Below are 15,808 nucleotides of genomic sequence, written 5' to 3' on the forward strand. Positions count from 1 at the left end.
TTGCATGTTCTGTACGAGAAGCCTGCCTCAGGGAGCCAGCCAGCAGGATTGCCACAATCCTTCATGGCGCAGGAAGCGCGCCCGTTGCTGAACGGGTCGTGTGAGATCCAGCCACTCCAGCGCTCGCGGCTCGATGCATAGGATTGCGAAGTGCTCGAAACCGCCCTGGATGCGTTCGTAGGCGACTTCAGGGCTTTCAATCACCTGCCCCGGCACAGCGCCATGACGGAACAATGCCTGTGTCTTGTCACGCGCCGCCGACCAGCAGCGTCGTCGATACTCGATGTCCTCGATCAGGGTGGCAAGCCCCTCCATGCGCACCTGGGTCAGGCCGCAAGGGCTCAGTGCCGTTAGTGCAACGCGTGGATCAACGGCAATCTGCGTGCATTTTGCCGAGCGCCTGTCCGCGTAAAAGTACAGCGCGCCTGCACGGGCATCGGCATCTCGCAGTACAACTGTCCTGGAGACGGGCCATCCTTGCTCGTCCAGGGTGGACAGTTGCATGAGCCGATAAGGGTTGCGCACCGGGCCGACCGGGATCGCCAGTTGCGCCCATATGCTCTGAAACAGATCGTCCAGCATGAAAAAACCAGGCTCCATGAAACGAGGGCCGCAGCAATGCTGCGGCCACGGACGATCAAATGCTGCGTGTTACGCCGCCATCGACCCTGATGTTCTGCCCAGTGATGTAGGCCGCGCCTTCGCTAGCAAGGAACGCAATGGTCGCAGCGATTTCTTCGCTGGTGCCGTAGCGCTTGAGCGGCACGCTGTCGCGGCGTTGCTCGGTGCTCGGCAAGCTGTCGATCCAGCCCGGGAGGACGTTGTTGATGCGCACATTATCGCCGGCGAAATTGTCGGCGAAGATCTTGGTGAACGCGGCAAGGCCCGAGCGGAATACAGCAGAAGTCGGGAACAGCTCGCTGGGTTCGAACGCCCAGGCAGTGGAGATGTTGATGATCACTCCGCTCTTCTGACGCTGCATGTAAGGCGTCACCAGGCGAGTCGGGCGAATGACATTGAGCAGGTAAGTATCCATGCCCTTGTGCCAATCCTCGTCGCTGATTTCCAGGATTGGCGCGCGCGGACCATGGCCGGCGCTATTGACCAGCACATCGATACGGCCCCACTTCTCCACGACAGCATCGACCAGGCGTTGCAGGTCTTCAACCGACTGGTTGCTACCGGTTACACCAATACCGCCGAGCTCGGCAGCCAACGCCTCGCCCTTGCCCGAAGAGGAAAGAACCCCAACCTTGAAGCCTTCGGCGGCCAGGCGTCGCGCTGCTGCGGCGCCCATGCCGCTGCCACCTGCCGTGATAATCGCAACTTTTTCTACTGACATGCTGCCTCCAATCTCCCAATGCTGATTTTTCAGGTGCATTCACCTTAGCAGCAGCCCCATTGGTGAGGGAGACAGCTAAACTTCACTATTACGATAGATTAACTATCGGCAGCTTGTTGCTTGAGCCAGCGTTGGACCACGCTCAACGAGTCCGGCTGTTTCATCTTGCGTGGCCAGACCAGATAAAACGACTTGTCGATCCTGAGTTGCTGGGTAAAAACCTGCATCAGCCGGCCTGCGGCAATGTCATCACCGACGAACGCAGGGCTGGCCAGGGCAATGCCCTGACCGCTGATTGCCGCTTCAATGGCCAATGAGGTCTGATTGAAACGCAGGTTTCTGGCTGTGGGCTGCATGTGTTGTGGGAACAGCTCTGCAAGGAACTGAGGCCAGAAATTATGGGCATCGTGCAACATGACGAAATCCTGCAATTGCGCAAAGCTTGCAGGTATTTCGCTGCCTTCGAACAGCTTTGGGCTGGCCACCGCAACGATTAGCTGCTCCATCAGCAGTTCGCTATTCAAGCCCGCTCCGAACTCGGGCTTGCCATAACGGACAGCGATATCCACACCATCGGTGCTGAAGTGCGACAGCCGATCGGTTGCCAGCACACGCAAATCGATGTCTGGATGACTCTGCGCAAAATTGCCGAGCCTGGGAATCAGCCATTTTGAGGCGAAGGTAGGTGTAACGCTGACTGTCAGGTGAGAAGTCTGTGGCCGAAGCAGGCGTGTTGCCTCGTCGATCATGGCCAGTGCACTTCGAATGCTCCCGCTATAGCCCAGGCCTGCATCAGTCAACGCCAAACCGCGGGGTAGGCGTTCAAACAAACGCAGATCCAGGCTCGCTTCCAGCCCGCGTATCTGCTGGGCAACTGCCGCCTGGGTCACACCCAGTTCCTCGGCAGCCACACGGAAGTTCAAGCGGCGAGCCACCACTTCAAAAACACGCAACGCGTTCAGTGAGGGCAAATCAGGGAAACCGTCTGGCATGGCAATGAAAATTCTATCGAGTTGTGCAGTTTTTCTGTTTCTCTGATGCCTTCACAAGGTTGATAACCTGATCGGGCTCGAAAGATTCACTGTGCCGAGGCTACTCCCCGAAAATAGCTAAAGAAACCCGTGCCAATCGAAAGCATCGCTTGGCTAGCTTGCTGAAACGTTTCTTCGAGTCTATAAAAGGGAACAACTCCAAGAAAGGCAACCTGCCATGCCCCTCCTCAAACTCTTCGTTGCGCTTGGCGCCCTGACTGCGGCTTCCAACACCCTGGCCTGGGATTACGTTCTGCTCGACACCGACAAAGCCGCCCAGAACTGGCAGATCACCAGCCAGCAACTTGGCGTAAAAACCGACAAGCCCTTCAGCGTTACCTTGCGCACCTTGCACGGCGGTCGGCAAGAGGGTGTCAGCATCGTCGACATCGATAACGGTACGATGAAACTTTCGGTCGTGCCGACCCGTGGAATGAACGTCTTGCAGGCGTCGGTCGGCAATGTGCGCATGGGCTGGGATTCGCCGGTCAAGGAAGTGGTCAACCCGTCCTTCATCGACCTCAACGGGCGCAATGGCCTGGGCTGGCTGGAAGGTTTCAATGAACTGGTCACCCGCTGCGGTTACGAATGGGTCGGCCACCCTGGCGTCGACAACGGCGAACTGCTGACCCTGCACGGTCGGGCTGCCAACACTCCTGCGAACCAAGTCACCCTGCACATTGATGAGAAGCCCCCTTACGCCATTACCTTGCGTGGTGTAATGAAAGAGCAGGCATTCAAGAAAGTCGACTTCTCCGTCGTGACCGAACTGGTCACCGAACCCGGCAGCGTGAAGTTCGCCCTCAACGACACCTTGACCAACAACGGTGACTATCCGAAGGAATACCAGGCGCTTTATCACAGTAACTTCAGCACCCCGTTTCTGGAGCAGGGCGCTCGTTTTGCCGCGCCAGTGAAGCAAGTGTCGCCATTCAACGACAAGGCAAGGGCAGATCTGCCCGACTGGCAAACCTACCGAGCGCCGACCAAGGACTATGACGAAACGGTTTACAACGTGGTGCCGTATGCCGATGACCAGGGCAATACGTTGACCGTGTTGCATGACAAGGCTGGCAATCTGGGCGTTTCGGTCGGCTTCAATACGCGGACACTGCCTGTATTCTCCCTGTGGAAAAATACCGATACACAAGGCCAGGGTTATGTAACGGGGCTGGAACCAGGGACGAGCTTTTCCTACAATCGCCGTTATCAGCGGCCTCTGAACCTTGTGCCGACAATCGGACCGAAGGAAAACAGGCAGTTCCACATCAGCTACAGCTTGCTGGTGGACAAGGTTGCAGTGGACAAGGCCTTGAAGCAGGTTGGCGAGATACAAGGAGGGCGCGAAACCGAGGTACTGCAGGCGCCATTGGTTGATCTGACCAAGGGTTGACGCCGGTCAGGGCCAAGCAGATAGCTGTGGCTTCAGGTAGTGCTGCCGGGTAGGTGGGTGCCCAGAACACTCTGGCGTGATGCTGGTCATTAAGATCTGAGGAATTGCACATGCCCTACATCATGCAAACGGTCGCCCTACTGATTCTAGGCGCGATCGTCGTTCAGTTTCTAAAACCATACCTACTACGCAAGTGGCTGGGTTTGGTTTTACTGGCAGCGGGATTGGTTGAAATCCTCAACGTCGGCCAGCAGCAGGTCCTGGGTTTTGACTTAGAGCTGCTGGCGTTGCTGGCCGTACCGTTGGGCGTGGTACTGTTTCTGACGCGGCGGCGTTTAGACCAATAATGAACCCACTCACAGGCTAGCCTTCAGGCGGGGATATCCCACAAACGAATTCATCCGATCCCAGGCGGTGCGAGCCGAACTCCACAACATAGCCTGCCCCGCGGCGCACCGCCTCGGCCCTGGCGGTCCTCTGGTCGGCAAACACATCGACGAAATGCCAGGGATGCCGGTCTCTCAGTACGCCCCATCCAAGTACCCAGCCGTCATTGTCCGGGTCGGGTGGCAGGTTTTTCGCCAAGCTGCGGATGCCCATACGTTCACTCCGATGTGCTAGCCAGTCTTCTGCTTGCGAACCGACTACAAACCACGACTTGGATAAAATCGTGTATCAAGCATAGCGCTTACCTGAAACCAGGACCTAAGGCGCGCCCATTTAAGGGTAGTGTGCGCTGCACCAACAGCCAGCGCACATGGGTCATCACCCCTCGAACTGAATCACCATCCGCCCTTTGATCTTGCCCTCCAGCATCTCATCGAAGATCTGGTTGATATCCTCGATCGGTCGCAGAGTCACCTTCGGCACCACTTTCCCTTCCGCCGCAAACTGGAAAGCTTCCTGCAGGTCCTGGCGGGTACCGACCAGCGAGCCGATCACTTCGATACCGTCCAGCACCAGGCGAGGGATGTTCAGGTTCATGGCTTCCGACGGCAGGCCGACCGCAACCAGGCGGCCACCCGCACGCAGGGCGTCAACGGCCGAGTTGAAGGCAGCCTTGGCAACGGCGGTAACCACGGCGGCATGGGCGCCACCGGTCTTGGCCTGGATGACCTTGGCGGCATCTTCGGTGCGTGAGTTGATGACCAGGTCAGCGCCCATCTCGCTGGCGAAGCGCAGTTGCTCTTCGTTGACGTCGATGGCGATCACTTTGGCGTTGAAGACGTTCTTGGCATATTGCAGGGCAAGGTTGCCCAGGCCGCCGAGGCCGTAGATGGCGATCCATTGGCCGGGGCGGATGTTGGAGATCTTCACCGCCTTGTAGGTGGTGACGCCGGCGCAGGTAATACTGCTGGCGGCAGCGGAGTCGAGCCCGTCGGGCACTTTGACCGAGTAGTCGGCCTTGACGATGCAGGCTTCGGCCATGCCGCCGTCCACGGTGTAGCCGGAGTTCTTCACTTCGCGGCACAGGGTTTCGTTGCCGCTGTTGCAATACTCGCAATGCCCGCAGCCCTGGTACAACCAGGCCACGCTGGCGCGGTCGCCCGGTTTGAGCGAGGTGACGCCTGGCCCTACTGCCTGGACCACGCCGATGCCTTCGTGACCTAGCACCACACCGGTCTTGTCACCGAAGTCGCCATTTTTCACATGCAGGTCGGTGTGGCACACACCGCAGCATTGCATCTTCAGCAGCGCTTCACCGTGCTCGAGGGGGCGCAGGGTTTTCTCCACCACTTCCACGCGACGGCCTGGTGCAACAACAGCAGCTTTCATACGAGCCTCCGTATCCTGTTCCGAATGGGCTTGCTTATCGCCGGCTAAGCATAGCCCTGGGCCGATACGGTAAAACTGCCTCAGGTCATGGTCAGAGGCACTGTGCATGCCACAAAAAGAAAAGCCCGCGGCAACGATGCGGCGGGCTGTAAGAACATAGGGAGCAGGGTTAGTGTGCCCAGCGGGATGTCAGCATTTTGTGAAGCTCAGGTGATGGACTTGTCATGCATGGCTCAGCTCGAGTGTGGTCAGCATGGGCCGGGTTCCATGTGATTTCACTGCACTGGACGCAGGGGGAGTGGCAGCAATAAAAAAGCCCGCCGGGTATGGCGGGCAAGCAACGTTTGAAGGGAGAGCCTGCAGCTTGGGTCCGGCCGGTTAACCCAGCATTAAGCGGTAATGCATTGACCTGTGCAGCCGATCCGCCTATACAGGCCTGCCACCAGCCCAGGAGTCAGCATGCGCGACGAAGATGACCTGCACGAACCCGAACATGATCACCTGCTTGATCACGAATTCCTCTACGACGACACTGAGGCAGAAGCCGATGCCCGAGGCGTCGAGGATGACATCGAGGAAGACGAAGAAACGCTGGATGACCTTGATGAAGAAGAGCGTGGTCACCCAGCCTGGTTCGACGACTGCGAAGACGACTGAGTCAGCGCCCGTCCACCGAAAAACGCCCGGGGCCGCTTACCGCCAGTAACAACATGCCGCCCATGATGCTGAGGTTTTTCAGGAACTGGGTCATGTTGGCGCTGCGCTCAGGGTCGACCATGTTCCAGAACGGGTGGCCCAGCAGCGCCGTGCCCAGCACGAACAACGCAAACAGGAAGGCCAGCGGCCGGGTGTAGAATCCGAGGATCAGCAGGATGCCAACGGCGAATTCCATGAGCACGGCTACTGCCGCTGCCAGCATGGGGGCAGGAGCGCCCAGTGAAGTCATGTAGCCGACCGTGCCTTCGAACCCGGTCAGCTTGCCCCAGCCAGACAAGACGAACAGGATCATCAGCAGCACACGGGCAATCAGGATAATGATGTCGCGTTGACCATCGAACAGGGAGTAGCGCATGGCGGCGTTCCAGTGGACGGGTTCAAGCTCCACTCTAGCAGCTGCGCAACACCTTGCAGGCGGGCAGCAAAAAGGCGCCGCGAGGGCGCCTTTTGCGAAGAAATTTGGTGCGAGTGGCGGGACTCGAACCCGCAAGGCTCACGCCGACAGATTTTAAGTCATTCTGCCCCTCATTCCGCTTACGAGAGCTGTTGAGAGCTTACGAGAGCTGAGCATGGCTTACTTGAGCTTAAAAGCTTTGAGATTCAAGGCTTTGAGGCGAGTATTGCACCGCTGCCGAGGGCTTGTGAGAGCTGAGCAGAGCTGTTGGGAGCTGAGTTGAGCTGCTGGCGCAGCTACCAAGCCAGCTACCAAGAGCTACCAAGCTATCGAGTCGGATGCATTGATCGTTATTTAGGCAGCCTCAAGGCATGTGAAGGCCCACATAGCTTAGGCACAAGAGACAGATCAGTGGGAAAGCGGCGCTGACGGATTGGTATTGCGAGGGAAGGGGTGTTTCGTGGTGCCCCGAGCCGGACTCGAACCGGCACACCTTTCGGCGGCGCATTTTAAGTGCGATGTGTCTACCAATTTCACCATCGGGGCGCGATGTGAAGCATGGGATTAGACACGAAAATCATGCGGAAATCAACGGTTTAGACCCTGGGAAGGAGTGTGGGCGTGGCATTGAAGATCAATTTTACTAAGGATGCGCTTAGAGACCTGGTTTGCCCGGAGGGTAAGTCTGAGATTTATGTGTATGACACTCATACAAAGGGCCTAGCTGTACGCGTCACTAAAGCCGGTGGGAAAACGTTTTATGTCATCCGAAAGGTTAATGGCAAAGATCAGCGGCGCAAGATTGACGTCTTCGACTACAAGTCGACGAAACTTCCAGTTATCAGGGAGGTTGCGGAAAAGACCTACGCTAACCTCGATGTGATTTTGATTGAGGAGCATAAAAAAAGTCTGAGAGAAAGCATTACCGTTAATCAGGCGTTTGAATCAATGATTGCTAATAAGGCTAAGCTTGCTAAAAGCACAATTGGCGATTATACGAAAACCTACGATAACTACATCAGACACATGTATGGTGATCTAGCGTTGATCGCTGTGACGAATGACGTTGTCCTTGAATTACATGCTAAAACAACTGCCCCGGTTATGAGGGTCAGTGGGAAAATGAGTCCGCCGCGCAACCGTTCGGCTAATAAGGCGGTTTCGTTATTGGGCGCAGTTTTCTCATATGCAATCGTTTTTTATAAGGATGAAACAGGGGCGCGTATTTACACTTACAATCCAGTGGATATCATGACTGCTCTTGGCAATTGGCATGACAACAAGCGTGACAAGATTCGTGTAAATCCAAACGAGCTTGGAGCTGTTATCTCAAATACAATCGAGATTGGTGATGCTCAGCCACAGCGCGAAGTCCCAACCTCATTTAAAACTGCATCAGCAGCTGTTCTCTTTATGCTTTTTTCGGGTGTTCGCCCTGGTGAAATCGAGAAGATTAGGAAGGACTATGTTTGCCATAAAACCAGGTCTATTGTATTCCCTCCTCGCGACAAAGCTGATGAATCTGATGCGCTAAAAAACTCCGAGGAATTCCACTTGGTACTTAATGACTCTGCGTATTGTCAATTGCTATATGCGATGAGGCAAGCTAGCGGTGATTACGTATTTGCTGGAGTCGACCAGCCTAAGATTAGTGAGTCGAATGTCAGGGATTTTTTGTCTAAAGTTTCTAAAAGTCTTATCGATAGGAAGCATCTCCCACGGAAAATTCTTCGTGCCAGTTTCATTTCTATTGCTGAGCGTGCTGAGGTTGGAGCGTTTTATATCAAAGTCCTCTGCAATCATGATGGTAAGGGGCAGTCCGTGGACGTTACCGACGGCTATAAAACTGCATATCTCTCAGAGATTCGGCGAGCTACAAGTAGGGTCGAAGATGAGATTTATTCCAACGCCAAAGTTGATAAAGAATACGTTTGTCGCGGCCTTCTGCAAACCTTGAGACCACTCGAAACTAAAATACTTGACGCAAAGTCAGTATCGCTCTAGCACCGGTTCGCACTACCTGTAAGCGAAATCGCAATAGTTGCTTGCGACGTCGCAGTATTGTCTTGTGATTTCGCACTTGGTTGCTGTTATTCCGCTTTGTGCTCTTGCGGTTTTGCACTCTTGCACTGCGATTTCGCATTCACACCTTGCGAAGGTTTGGTTATACATGAAGCTTTCTAGGATTAATTGTTGAGACACCAAAATCTCCAATTGCACAATAAGTCTAGAGCTTCTTTTAGCCAGTTGTGTCTGTGGCAGACAATTAAGGCTACTCACATCCCTTCGGGTGTTGCGTTAGAGCAAAGCTCATATAAAAACAATAAAGGTGAGCCAGATGAAAAACCAAGTTAAGCAAAACAAAGACTTAAGGGTCACGATTAGACTCACAAGGTCAGAGTTACAGATCCTTGAAGCCAAGATGACTGAAGCTGGCTACAAGTCCGCAAGCGCGTTTATAAGAGACTTTGTTGCCAATGGTCAGGTTAAGCCCAAAGTCACCCAAGATGTTGTACAGATCGCCCGCGAGCTGATGAACCTTGCATCCATGATCAACTCCGACCGCCCAGGCAGCGAACTTCGGGAAAAGGTGAAGTACATAGCCCAGGTAAACCTTGAGGGTGTGCAATGATCGGCAAGATCTTCCCAAAAAGCGCCGGCTCGTTCAAAGGCCGTATCAGGTACATCTTCGGCTGCACAAAGCACGACCATGAAATCTCCGGCATCCGAACGATAAGCTTTAACACAATGAGCAAAGACCCTCTGCCTGCTGTGCTGCAGGGGGATGAGTCAGACCTGTCCGAGATGATCAAGGAATTCGACCAAGTAGAGGCCCTCAGACGCCTGTCCATAGACTCAGAAAAGCCCATAAAGCCTGTCTTTCACGCAATGCTATCCCTACGCCCTGGAGAGTCGCTGACAGTTGCTCAGTGGCGCACAGCTGTCCAGACGTACCTAGCAGATCTGGGGTTTGACGAGACAACCCAGTACGTAGCTGTAATGCATCAAGACAAAGATCACCAGCACGTCCACATCGTCGTAAACCGCATCCGCCTCAACAACGACTTCGGAATGGTCAAAGATAGCAACGAGCGAAGCGTGAGTCTTGACTCCGTTTCTCGGATCGAAGACCGCCTTGGCCTGCATAAGGCGCCGAAACCCAAAGACACATGGGGCGTATCGATTACCCATGCCGAACTGCAGGCATCAATCCGCGACGATGATCTACCACTGAAGCATAAGATGATCGCGAAAATCGCCGGAGCAATCGAACGTACCCAGGCTACCAATGGCGACATGTTCGACTTCGTCCGGGCACTCAGAAAGCAAAAGGTATTCATCAACCTGACTCTAGACGAAGAAGGCCAACCTAAAGGCATCTCTTTCGAGTTTGACGGCAAAAATATAAGTGGCAGAAAACTAAAACGTTCAAGGCTGACGTGGCACAAGCTAACGATTCAAGAGGGAATTCACTATGATCCAGAAAGAATTCACGAACTTCAGATTGAGATTGCTAAAAGAGATAGAGAGAAGCAAGAAAGAGCTCGATTCTACTACTACGAGTTCGCAAGTAGAAGGCGAGGTAAAAGGCTATACATTAGATACACCGCTAAGCAAGTTGAAATCTTCAAGCTGATTGAGGATATGCTTCGGCTGCTTAATTTGTTCTTTGGTGAGGGTTTTAGGGCGAGGTTGATGCAGCCTGCTAGCTATTTCGTTGAGTATTACCCTGGGCGTGACAAGCAATATTATGAAGGGCTCATGTCGAGTTTTTCGCCTCACTTATAAGGTCGAGCTGTATATGAAGATGAACTTAGATTTTGATGTGGCCGGTTTCATGAGATTGAATGTATTGCTTTGTTGTGTAGCATCATTGCTTGCTTGTGTCACGGCTGTGTCGGTAAGTATTGGGGTGTATGCGCTAGTTGAGAATAAAGGTTTTGCACTGTTGTTTGCGTTCGCTGCTGTGTTGCTTGACTTGTTTAAGTGCCTAGCGTGGTCAGTTATTCCAAAACTCCGCAGCATCTTGACGATTGGCGGAATCGCGATCTCAGCAGTCATCTTGAGCGTGGTTAGTGGTTGGGCTACATATGACCGTCTGATGTCATCGATTCTGGATAGCCAGAGTCAAGTTAAGGCGTTGTCTGAACAACGAGCTAGTTTTTTGGAGAGTCGTGTGGCAAGTGATACAGCACTCATCACTCGCTTAGACTCAGAAGCCGAAAGTGTCCGCAAACAAGCCGCTGGGCTCAGGTCTACTGGGGTTGTTTCCAAAGCGCTGTCCTACGAACAGTCTTCCCATGCTCGAATTTCCAGGGAGCGAGATAGTGCTATTGAGAGAATGAATCAGGACTCATCAGAAATTGCGCGAATCCAATCTGTGAATGGCAAAGCATCATCTATTAGTCCTGAGTTTTCTACGTTGCTATGCTTGGGTTTCTCCCTGGCTCTGGAAATCGTGCCTGCTCTGATTTTGATTTCTCTTCGTGATCTGTCGAAATCCAAAGTTTCTTATAATTTCTCACCAGATCAATTTATGCAAAGTTCACAGCCAGAGCACTCTCTGGAGACGCCAGCCTTTCCGCAGTCGGACGACCTCCGAGAAACGCAAAAAACTGTAGAAACTGTACCGTTGACTAATGATGAGTTTTTGGTTTCTCTGCTAAAAGATTTGAGCATCATGGAAACTGGTACGCCGGTTCCGTTGAAAGAGTTCGCAAAAAATAACAGGATCGGAAATGTTAGAGCTGGGGTTGTTTTTAAGGCCGCAGTTGCTGAGGGTAGGCTGCGAAAAACAACGGTCGGTTATGTCGTAACCTGATTTTAAGTGAGCGAGCGATACTTAATGTTATCGCTCTCAATCTAGAGCTTTTCAAGCTGAGCTATTTATGGTTTTTGTTACTAGCTCTTCTAGCCAATCTTGATGGCCATTGATCATCGGGTTTGGATTGGTGCGAGCCAGCTCTTCAGCTGGTTTGCCGTTCTGAGTTTCTTGGGTAAGAATTCGCCCTCGGCCACCACTTAGATTCTCAATCAACCAAGCATGATGAACATCAAGGTGCGTTTCGCGTTGACCTGCCCAGCCATGCCAAGCAATTCTTCCTGGTTGTCGGTTAACGGTGAAACGTATTTGTTACATTGAGCTTCGACGGGGAAGCCAAATGTTTCGAAGCAAAAAGCGCGTTCAGTCAGTCAAACCTGGGCCATCTTGGTCATGGAAACGGATTGAGGATGGAGCAGTAACGATGAGCTTCCATCTGCATTCCGGATGGCCGATGTAGAAATGGAAGCCATCCAAATAGGCCGTTGATGTCCTCGATGCGCGGCTTGGATTGCAGGGTCGCAGCACCGGCCTCCAGCAACCGGGTTTTTGGCGACTCTGGTCGGCCTGGGGTCTCTACTGGAGACTTCGTTTCGTGAGCGGAGCAAGGCCACAGCAGAGTGCAGGCGAGGGGAAGAGGTATTGATTGGAATAGCTGTCGCATGGGAAAGGCTCTAGCTTGTTTCCTTTGAGGACAGCCATGGCCAATGAAGCGGACAGCCCAATGAACGAGTGGCTCGAGTCGATGAGGATTGTGGGCAAAAGAAAGCCCGCTGCTAGTCGGGCAAGGTCTATCACACGTAGGGATAGCTAACGTTCCCACACCGCATGTGAAAAGGACGTGAATATGCGGTGTCAGACGACAAGGACAGTGACTAGCCCTGCACGACGTTGGAAGTCAGTCGTCCGAGACATGATGCCAAAACCGACGCAACGTCGACTCCGGCATCCCTAGCTGCCTTGCAGCCTCAATCTGAGTGAGTCCTTTTGCTTTTAGCTTTTGGACTGCCTCCAGCTTTTCCCTTGCTCCTGAGATGTTCATGGGAGTCAGCCGTTCTGGCTCGGTGGGGAGAGAGGCGTCAGCTAGATCCAGGCCCTCAATCTCAGCTAGCGAAGCAAGAAGAATTTCTCGAGCCGTGCGACGGTCGTAAGAAGCAATGGTCAGGGCTACGAGGGTGACGGCCTCAATCTCAAGCCCAGCAGCGAGCTTATAGCTGGTTTCAAGGGAAACGGAGCTCTTAGCCAGCTCCAACTTACTCACTGTCTGCTGATTCACATGCTTGGTCATGGCAGGCTGAGTTATCCCTTTACGCAGGCGCATCAACTGAAGCACAGCAGCGAAGGAGTAGCGGAGCGACATTACGAATCCCCAAAAACCAAGATGTATGCCCCGTTTGCCTGCCGCCAAACAAACGTCTATAGTTGTTCCTTTGGCGGTACACTGACCTAGCCGGCAATTTATGGTTAATGAAATGCGGGGATATGCTTGATGGAAGGCCCACTCAGCCACGTGCTATTGGGGGAGGGAGGCGTTGACCTGGTCGGCTCTGAACTGCCCCTTGAAGATTTGCTCCTCGCTGCCCGAGAACATTACAAGCGGATGCCTCTTTGCGTGGTCGAGGATTGGGTGATCCTGGACGCCATTCTCACGGATGATGAGCAGGGCAAAGTAGCTGCGGCTGGATGTCAGCCCATTTTCTTGTTTGCCCACAAGGTCGTACATGACGAACAGCGGCGCTTCGAGCCTGGTCACTGGGTGCGGTCGACAATCGCTAGAACCTTCAGTGATGGCTACCTCTTCGAGACCAGGAATACGGTCTATGTGCTGAAGGGCCCTGGTTACCGTAAGTCCTCGAGCCTGCAAGGCATCTTCTCAATCTTCTAGGTGTCACGGCTCTGTTCGTGACGACTCGACTGTTTCAGAGATCAAGATATGTTTCGTTCTCACCAAGCTGACCTGGCCGGTCTCCCTGGCATGTTTGGCGACGGGCTGATGCATTGGCACGGCGTTTCCCGAGCTCTCGCTACCCACTGGTACCACGTGAGCGTTCAGCGTCTCCATGAAGGCCAATTCAGGAATTATGAGGAGATGTTCAACGATGAGGCCCGGCTCGTTGAGTTGCTGGTAGCGCAGGACGAGAGTCTGGTTGTGCAGGAAGTCCAGGCCGTCACCCCATCCTGGATGAACAAAGATGGTGGCTGGAAGATGGAGAAGCTCACGTCGCTCTCGATGGGACACAACCAGGCTGGTGTGGCCGTCTGTGTTCTGGAAGTGGAGGGTGGTGCTGTGTACATCGATACACATGAGCAGGGCCTCGGTGTCGACTCGCTGAACGGGGTCAAAGAGCTGTATCGACGGGGTATGGCTCAGGCCCATGCTTCAGAGCCTCGGAGGGCTTAGGGATGTCAGAGGTCAATACGGTGAAGGTGGACTACCACGTGAAGCGCTACAGCGATTTCGATCTGCTGCGGATCGCTCGGGCTGTGGGCCAGGGGTATGACGGCGAGATCACTGCGTTTCTGGTGAATGTCCACATTCATCGACTCAGTGCCGTTGGCGTCGTCTTCGGGCATGTGCGGCAAGGGCCTCATGGCCGATTCGCCGATGGGCACTTGATCCAGACCTCCGACATCGTGGCTATCAAAAAGGAAGGTAAGTTTTGGGTGATCACGACCATGAACTCGAAATACGTCGTGGCCACTTTTCGCCGTGATGGTGGGCGCCGGAGCCTGAGGGATTTTTGCTGCCTGGTTGGAAACCGTTTCCCCAATTTACAGCTGCACTGATTTAGATCGAGCCTGAGCACGCCGAGGTGTGCTCAAGGCTTTCCCCTGCCTGTCATTCAGGAATTGAGCAAGGAGCTGCAAGTGTTTATAAAGTTTGAATATTTGAAATTTTCAGGGTGTCTACAAGACATACGAGTTTTTGAGAGCTTCTCAGATAATGTGCAAGTCATCATGAAAATAGATGACGTTCTAATTCCCAATTTCAGAGTGCCGACTCGGATTTATGAAGAGTTGGAAAACGGTAGTCGGTATGAGTTTTATGGACTTGTTCAGAAGTCTAGAAATAAGCAAAAAAATACAGGATTTGTAATGGCTGTTAAGGCCGAAGACGGGAAAGTCCTAGAGCAGCCTAGCTTGAAGTACACAAGCCAGTTAGGCATTTGGGTGAACGGTGCGGTAATTGCGGGTGTTGTGTTTCTGTTATCGTGGATTGCGTTGTTTTTTGTAATCGGCCTGTTTGATAAAAGTGGTGGATCGTACAATGGTTTTGCTCGGATCGTATCAGATCTGACCCATTATTCTCTTACGATTGCTGGTTTGGTGTTTGCTGGTTTCGTTGGCATAGGCATCAATCTATTCCGTAAGGCAGGTGCGCTTGCAACTTGGCAGTCCATTACACCTGCAAATCTCGTTCAAAGGTTCAGCAAGATGCATCGCTGATACTTGGGCGTGCCCCTCTGGGGCCGGCTGTCGTAAACCAAGCCCCGCTGCAGCGGGTCTTGGCCCTGCGGGCTTCCATCCTCACGCCTGCGCGCTCCGCTTGCGGGTTTGGAGGCAAACCATGATTCCCAGGATGTAACGTGGTTTTTGGAATGTAACATTGACGGTGTTACATTCCAGGAAGAGCGTTACAGCCCCCGATTCTGAAGGGCGGGCCGCGCTACTGTGCCGTCGAGTTGCCGCGCTTGGATGACCTGATATTGCGAAGACTTTTGCCAGCTGATTCTGTAATCTTGCAGGTTCATTAGCCTCCTAGGGAACACGCCTACATGTCTCGTCTTGCCGAATTTCGTCGTCTTGAGCTGCAACTTGCCCAGCAGTTGGCCGAGTTGGAAGCAATGAAAAGCGACGGTGCTATCCAGGCTGAAATGGAGTTTGAAAACAAGCTTCGTGCCCTGCTTGGTGAGTACGGTTTCAGCCTTCGCGAGGTGATCAGCATTCTTGACCCTCAAGCTCGCGGTCGTGCTGCGGCTCCAGTTTCTCAGGCGAAAGCGACTCGTAAGCCACGTGAAGTGAAGACTTACAAGAACCCGCACAACGGCGAAGTGATCCAGACCAAGGGCGGCAACCATGCCATCCTCAAAACCTGGAAAGCCGAGCATGGCGCCGAGACCGTGGAGTCGTGGCGTCAGTAATCTCCGCACCTTTAGCGGAATGGCTGCGATCCGCAGCCTAAGTGTCCGGCGACAAAACCTCTCTGAGGAAAAGACCTCTTTAACGACAACCTAAATCTCGTCGTGGAGAGCCGGAGACCCCGAGCAGTACCTTATGAACCGCCCCTGTTGGCGGTTTTTTTCGCCTGGAATTCAAGTAGGTCGCGACCGGG

At 53.5% G+C, this 15,808-nt stretch carries 19 protein-coding genes, 1 tRNA gene and 1 pseudogene; 12 read left to right on the top strand and 9 right to left on the bottom strand.

The genetic code is table 11. The features are described from left to right. Positions 1–27: 27 nt before the first annotated feature. From IMX18_RS07665 to IMX18_RS07675, 3 genes are all read right to left on the bottom strand, one after another. Positions 28–582: a pyridoxamine 5'-phosphate oxidase family protein gene (locus IMX18_RS07665; RefSeq protein WP_217191291.1), complete on the bottom strand. Its 555-nt coding sequence runs from the start codon at positions 580–582 to the stop codon at positions 28–30. A gap of 55 nt (positions 583–637) precedes the next feature. Beyond that, positions 638–1,342, bottom strand: a complete 705-nt coding sequence (locus IMX18_RS07670) for an SDR family oxidoreductase (RefSeq protein WP_015270889.1) — start codon at positions 1,340–1,342, stop codon at positions 638–640. Positions 1,343–1,440: 98 nt separating this feature from the next. Continuing rightward, positions 1,441–2,334, bottom strand: coding sequence for a LysR substrate-binding domain-containing protein (locus IMX18_RS07675; protein ID WP_054572100.1), 894 nt, complete (start codon positions 2,332–2,334; stop codon positions 1,441–1,443). A 217-nt stretch (positions 2,335–2,551) separates the two neighbouring features. Here IMX18_RS07675 and IMX18_RS07680 point away from each other — a divergent pair, with 217 nt between their 5' ends. Together IMX18_RS07680 and IMX18_RS07685 are read left to right on the top strand one after the other, a co-directional pair. Beyond that, positions 2,552–3,766: an aldose 1-epimerase family protein gene (locus IMX18_RS07680; protein WP_191472421.1), complete on the top strand. Its 1,215-nt coding sequence runs from the start codon at positions 2,552–2,554 to the stop codon at positions 3,764–3,766. 110 nt (positions 3,767–3,876) lie between these two features. Then, a complete protein-coding gene (locus tag IMX18_RS07685) occupies positions 3,877–4,113 on the top strand; it encodes a hypothetical protein (RefSeq protein ID WP_137137584.1) in 237 nt (78 codons plus the stop codon). 16 nt (positions 4,114–4,129) lie between these two features. On the opposite strand, the gene IMX18_RS07690 is transcribed toward IMX18_RS07685, so the two are convergent. Both IMX18_RS07690 and adhP read right to left on the bottom strand, forming a co-directional pair. Beyond that, positions 4,130–4,366, bottom strand: coding sequence for a hypothetical protein (locus IMX18_RS07690; RefSeq protein ID WP_013973199.1), 237 nt, complete (start codon positions 4,364–4,366; stop codon positions 4,130–4,132). A gap of 165 nt (positions 4,367–4,531) precedes the next feature. Beyond that, positions 4,532–5,542 (bottom strand): alcohol dehydrogenase AdhP, encoded by a 1,011-nt coding sequence (gene adhP / locus IMX18_RS07695; RefSeq protein WP_217191293.1) that lies wholly within the window; start codon positions 5,540–5,542, stop codon positions 4,532–4,534. Positions 5,543–6,001: 459 nt separating this feature from the next. On the opposite strand from adhP, the gene IMX18_RS07700 reads away from it, so the two are divergent. Next, complete coding sequence (locus tag IMX18_RS07700) at positions 6,002–6,199, top strand: hypothetical protein (protein WP_015270883.1); 198 nt, start codon at positions 6,002–6,004, stop codon at positions 6,197–6,199. Between the two features lies 1 nt (position 6,200). Here IMX18_RS07700 and IMX18_RS07705 read toward each other — a convergent pair whose 3' ends face one another. Both IMX18_RS07705 and IMX18_RS07710 read right to left on the bottom strand, forming a co-directional pair. Beyond that, entirely contained in the window at positions 6,201–6,614 is a 414-nt protein-coding gene (locus IMX18_RS07705; protein WP_015270882.1) for a DoxX family protein, read from the bottom strand. A 500-nt stretch (positions 6,615–7,114) separates the two neighbouring features. Beyond that, positions 7,115–7,199 (bottom strand) — tRNA-Leu (locus tag IMX18_RS07710). 75 nt (positions 7,200–7,274) lie between these two features. Between IMX18_RS07710 and IMX18_RS07715 the strand changes: the two genes are divergently transcribed. The 4 genes from IMX18_RS07715 to IMX18_RS07730 all read left to right on the top strand — a co-directional run bounded on the left by IMX18_RS07715 (position 7,275) and on the right by IMX18_RS07730 (position 11,475). Continuing rightward, positions 7,275–8,657 carry an integrase family protein gene (locus tag IMX18_RS07715; protein WP_217191294.1) on the top strand — a complete coding sequence of 461 codons (1,383 nt, stop codon included), beginning with the start codon at positions 7,275–7,277 and terminating at the stop codon, positions 8,655–8,657. A 334-nt stretch (positions 8,658–8,991) separates the two neighbouring features. Then, the gene (locus IMX18_RS07720; RefSeq protein ID WP_217191295.1) at positions 8,992–9,285 is read left to right on the top strand and encodes a plasmid mobilization protein; all 294 of its coding nucleotides are present in this window, start codon (positions 8,992–8,994) and stop codon (positions 9,283–9,285) included. Next, a complete protein-coding gene (locus IMX18_RS07725; protein ID WP_217191296.1) occupies positions 9,282–10,442 on the top strand; it encodes a relaxase/mobilization nuclease domain-containing protein in 1,161 nt (386 codons plus the stop codon). Before IMX18_RS07720 ends, IMX18_RS07725 begins: the two co-directional genes overlap by 4 nt. A 13-nt stretch (positions 10,443–10,455) precedes the next feature. Continuing rightward, positions 10,456–11,475 (top strand): hypothetical protein, encoded by a 1,020-nt coding sequence (locus IMX18_RS07730; RefSeq protein WP_217191297.1) that lies wholly within the window; start codon positions 10,456–10,458, stop codon positions 11,473–11,475. Positions 11,476–11,878: 403 nt separating this feature from the next. Here IMX18_RS07730 and IMX18_RS28255 read toward each other — a convergent pair. Both IMX18_RS28255 and IMX18_RS07735 read right to left on the bottom strand, forming a co-directional pair. Further along, positions 11,879–12,139, bottom strand: a pseudogene (locus IMX18_RS28255) (DUF1264 domain-containing protein); the annotation flags it as partial. Positions 12,140–12,373: 234 nt separating this feature from the next. Then, positions 12,374–12,835, bottom strand: a complete 462-nt coding sequence (locus tag IMX18_RS07735) for a PI-PLC domain-containing protein (protein ID WP_217191298.1) — start codon at positions 12,833–12,835, stop codon at positions 12,374–12,376. A gap of 129 nt (positions 12,836–12,964) precedes the next feature. Here IMX18_RS07735 and IMX18_RS07740 point away from each other — a divergent pair, with 129 nt between their 5' ends. The 5 genes from IMX18_RS07740 (at position 12,965) to IMX18_RS07760 (ending at position 15,617) form a co-directional block, all read left to right on the top strand. Then, positions 12,965–13,360, top strand: a complete 396-nt coding sequence (locus IMX18_RS07740; protein WP_217191299.1) for a DUF6957 family protein — start codon at positions 12,965–12,967, stop codon at positions 13,358–13,360. A 48-nt stretch (positions 13,361–13,408) separates the two neighbouring features. Beyond that, complete coding sequence (locus IMX18_RS07745; RefSeq protein WP_217191300.1) at positions 13,409–13,876, top strand: hypothetical protein; 468 nt, start codon at positions 13,409–13,411, stop codon at positions 13,874–13,876. 2 nt (positions 13,877–13,878) lie between these two features. Further along, a complete protein-coding gene (locus tag IMX18_RS07750; RefSeq protein WP_217191301.1) occupies positions 13,879–14,262 on the top strand; it encodes a hypothetical protein in 384 nt (127 codons plus the stop codon). A 171-nt stretch (positions 14,263–14,433) separates the two neighbouring features. After that, positions 14,434–14,922 (top strand): hypothetical protein, encoded by a 489-nt coding sequence (locus tag IMX18_RS07755; RefSeq protein ID WP_225903923.1) that lies wholly within the window; start codon positions 14,434–14,436, stop codon positions 14,920–14,922. Between the two features lie 329 nt (positions 14,923–15,251). Continuing rightward, positions 15,252–15,617 carry a histone-like nucleoid-structuring protein, MvaT/MvaU family gene (locus tag IMX18_RS07760; RefSeq protein ID WP_217191304.1) on the top strand — a complete coding sequence of 122 codons (366 nt, stop codon included), beginning with the start codon at positions 15,252–15,254 and terminating at the stop codon, positions 15,615–15,617. Positions 15,618–15,808 lie beyond the last annotated feature (191 nt).

The sequence above is a fragment of the Pseudomonas shirazica genome (assembly GCF_015168335.1).
Lineage (GTDB): Bacteria > Pseudomonadota > Gammaproteobacteria > Pseudomonadales > Pseudomonadaceae > Aquipseudomonas > Aquipseudomonas asiatica.

Bases quoted from the DNA above. Each gene is read 5' to 3' on its own strand.
- IMX18_RS07665 (WP_217191291.1), bottom strand. From the start codon at position 582: ATGCTGGACGATCTGTTTCAGAGCATATGGGCGCAACTGGCGATCCCG.
- IMX18_RS07670 (WP_015270889.1), bottom strand. From the start codon at position 1,342: ATGTCAGTAGAAAAAGTTGCGATTATCACGGCAGGTGGCAGCGGCATG.
- IMX18_RS07675 (WP_054572100.1), bottom strand. From the start codon at position 2,334: ATGCCAGACGGTTTCCCTGATTTGCCCTCACTGAACGCGTTGCGTGTT.
- IMX18_RS07680 (WP_191472421.1), top strand. From the start codon at position 2,552: ATGCCCCTCCTCAAACTCTTCGTTGCGCTTGGCGCCCTGACTGCGGCT.
- IMX18_RS07685 (WP_137137584.1), top strand. From the start codon at position 3,877: ATGCCCTACATCATGCAAACGGTCGCCCTACTGATTCTAGGCGCGATC.
- IMX18_RS07690 (WP_013973199.1), bottom strand. From the start codon at position 4,366: ATGGGCATCCGCAGCTTGGCGAAAAACCTGCCACCCGACCCGGACAAT.
- adhP (WP_217191293.1), bottom strand. From the start codon at position 5,542: ATGAAAGCTGCTGTTGTTGCACCAGGCCGTCGCGTGGAAGTGGTGGAG.
- IMX18_RS07700 (WP_015270883.1), top strand. From the start codon at position 6,002: ATGCGCGACGAAGATGACCTGCACGAACCCGAACATGATCACCTGCTT.
- IMX18_RS07705 (WP_015270882.1), bottom strand. From the start codon at position 6,614: ATGCGCTACTCCCTGTTCGATGGTCAACGCGACATCATTATCCTGATT.
- IMX18_RS07720 (WP_217191295.1), top strand. From the start codon at position 8,992: ATGAAAAACCAAGTTAAGCAAAACAAAGACTTAAGGGTCACGATTAGA.
- IMX18_RS07725 (WP_217191296.1), top strand. From the start codon at position 9,282: ATGATCGGCAAGATCTTCCCAAAAAGCGCCGGCTCGTTCAAAGGCCGT.
- IMX18_RS07730 (WP_217191297.1), top strand. From the start codon at position 10,456: ATGAAGATGAACTTAGATTTTGATGTGGCCGGTTTCATGAGATTGAAT.
- IMX18_RS07735 (WP_217191298.1), bottom strand. From the start codon at position 12,835: ATGTCGCTCCGCTACTCCTTCGCTGCTGTGCTTCAGTTGATGCGCCTG.
- IMX18_RS07740 (WP_217191299.1), top strand. From the start codon at position 12,965: ATGGAAGGCCCACTCAGCCACGTGCTATTGGGGGAGGGAGGCGTTGAC.
- IMX18_RS07745 (WP_217191300.1), top strand. From the start codon at position 13,409: ATGTTTCGTTCTCACCAAGCTGACCTGGCCGGTCTCCCTGGCATGTTT.
- IMX18_RS07750 (WP_217191301.1), top strand. From the start codon at position 13,879: ATGTCAGAGGTCAATACGGTGAAGGTGGACTACCACGTGAAGCGCTAC.
- IMX18_RS07755 (WP_225903923.1), top strand. From the start codon at position 14,434: ATGAAAATAGATGACGTTCTAATTCCCAATTTCAGAGTGCCGACTCGG.
- IMX18_RS07760 (WP_217191304.1), top strand. From the start codon at position 15,252: ATGTCTCGTCTTGCCGAATTTCGTCGTCTTGAGCTGCAACTTGCCCAG.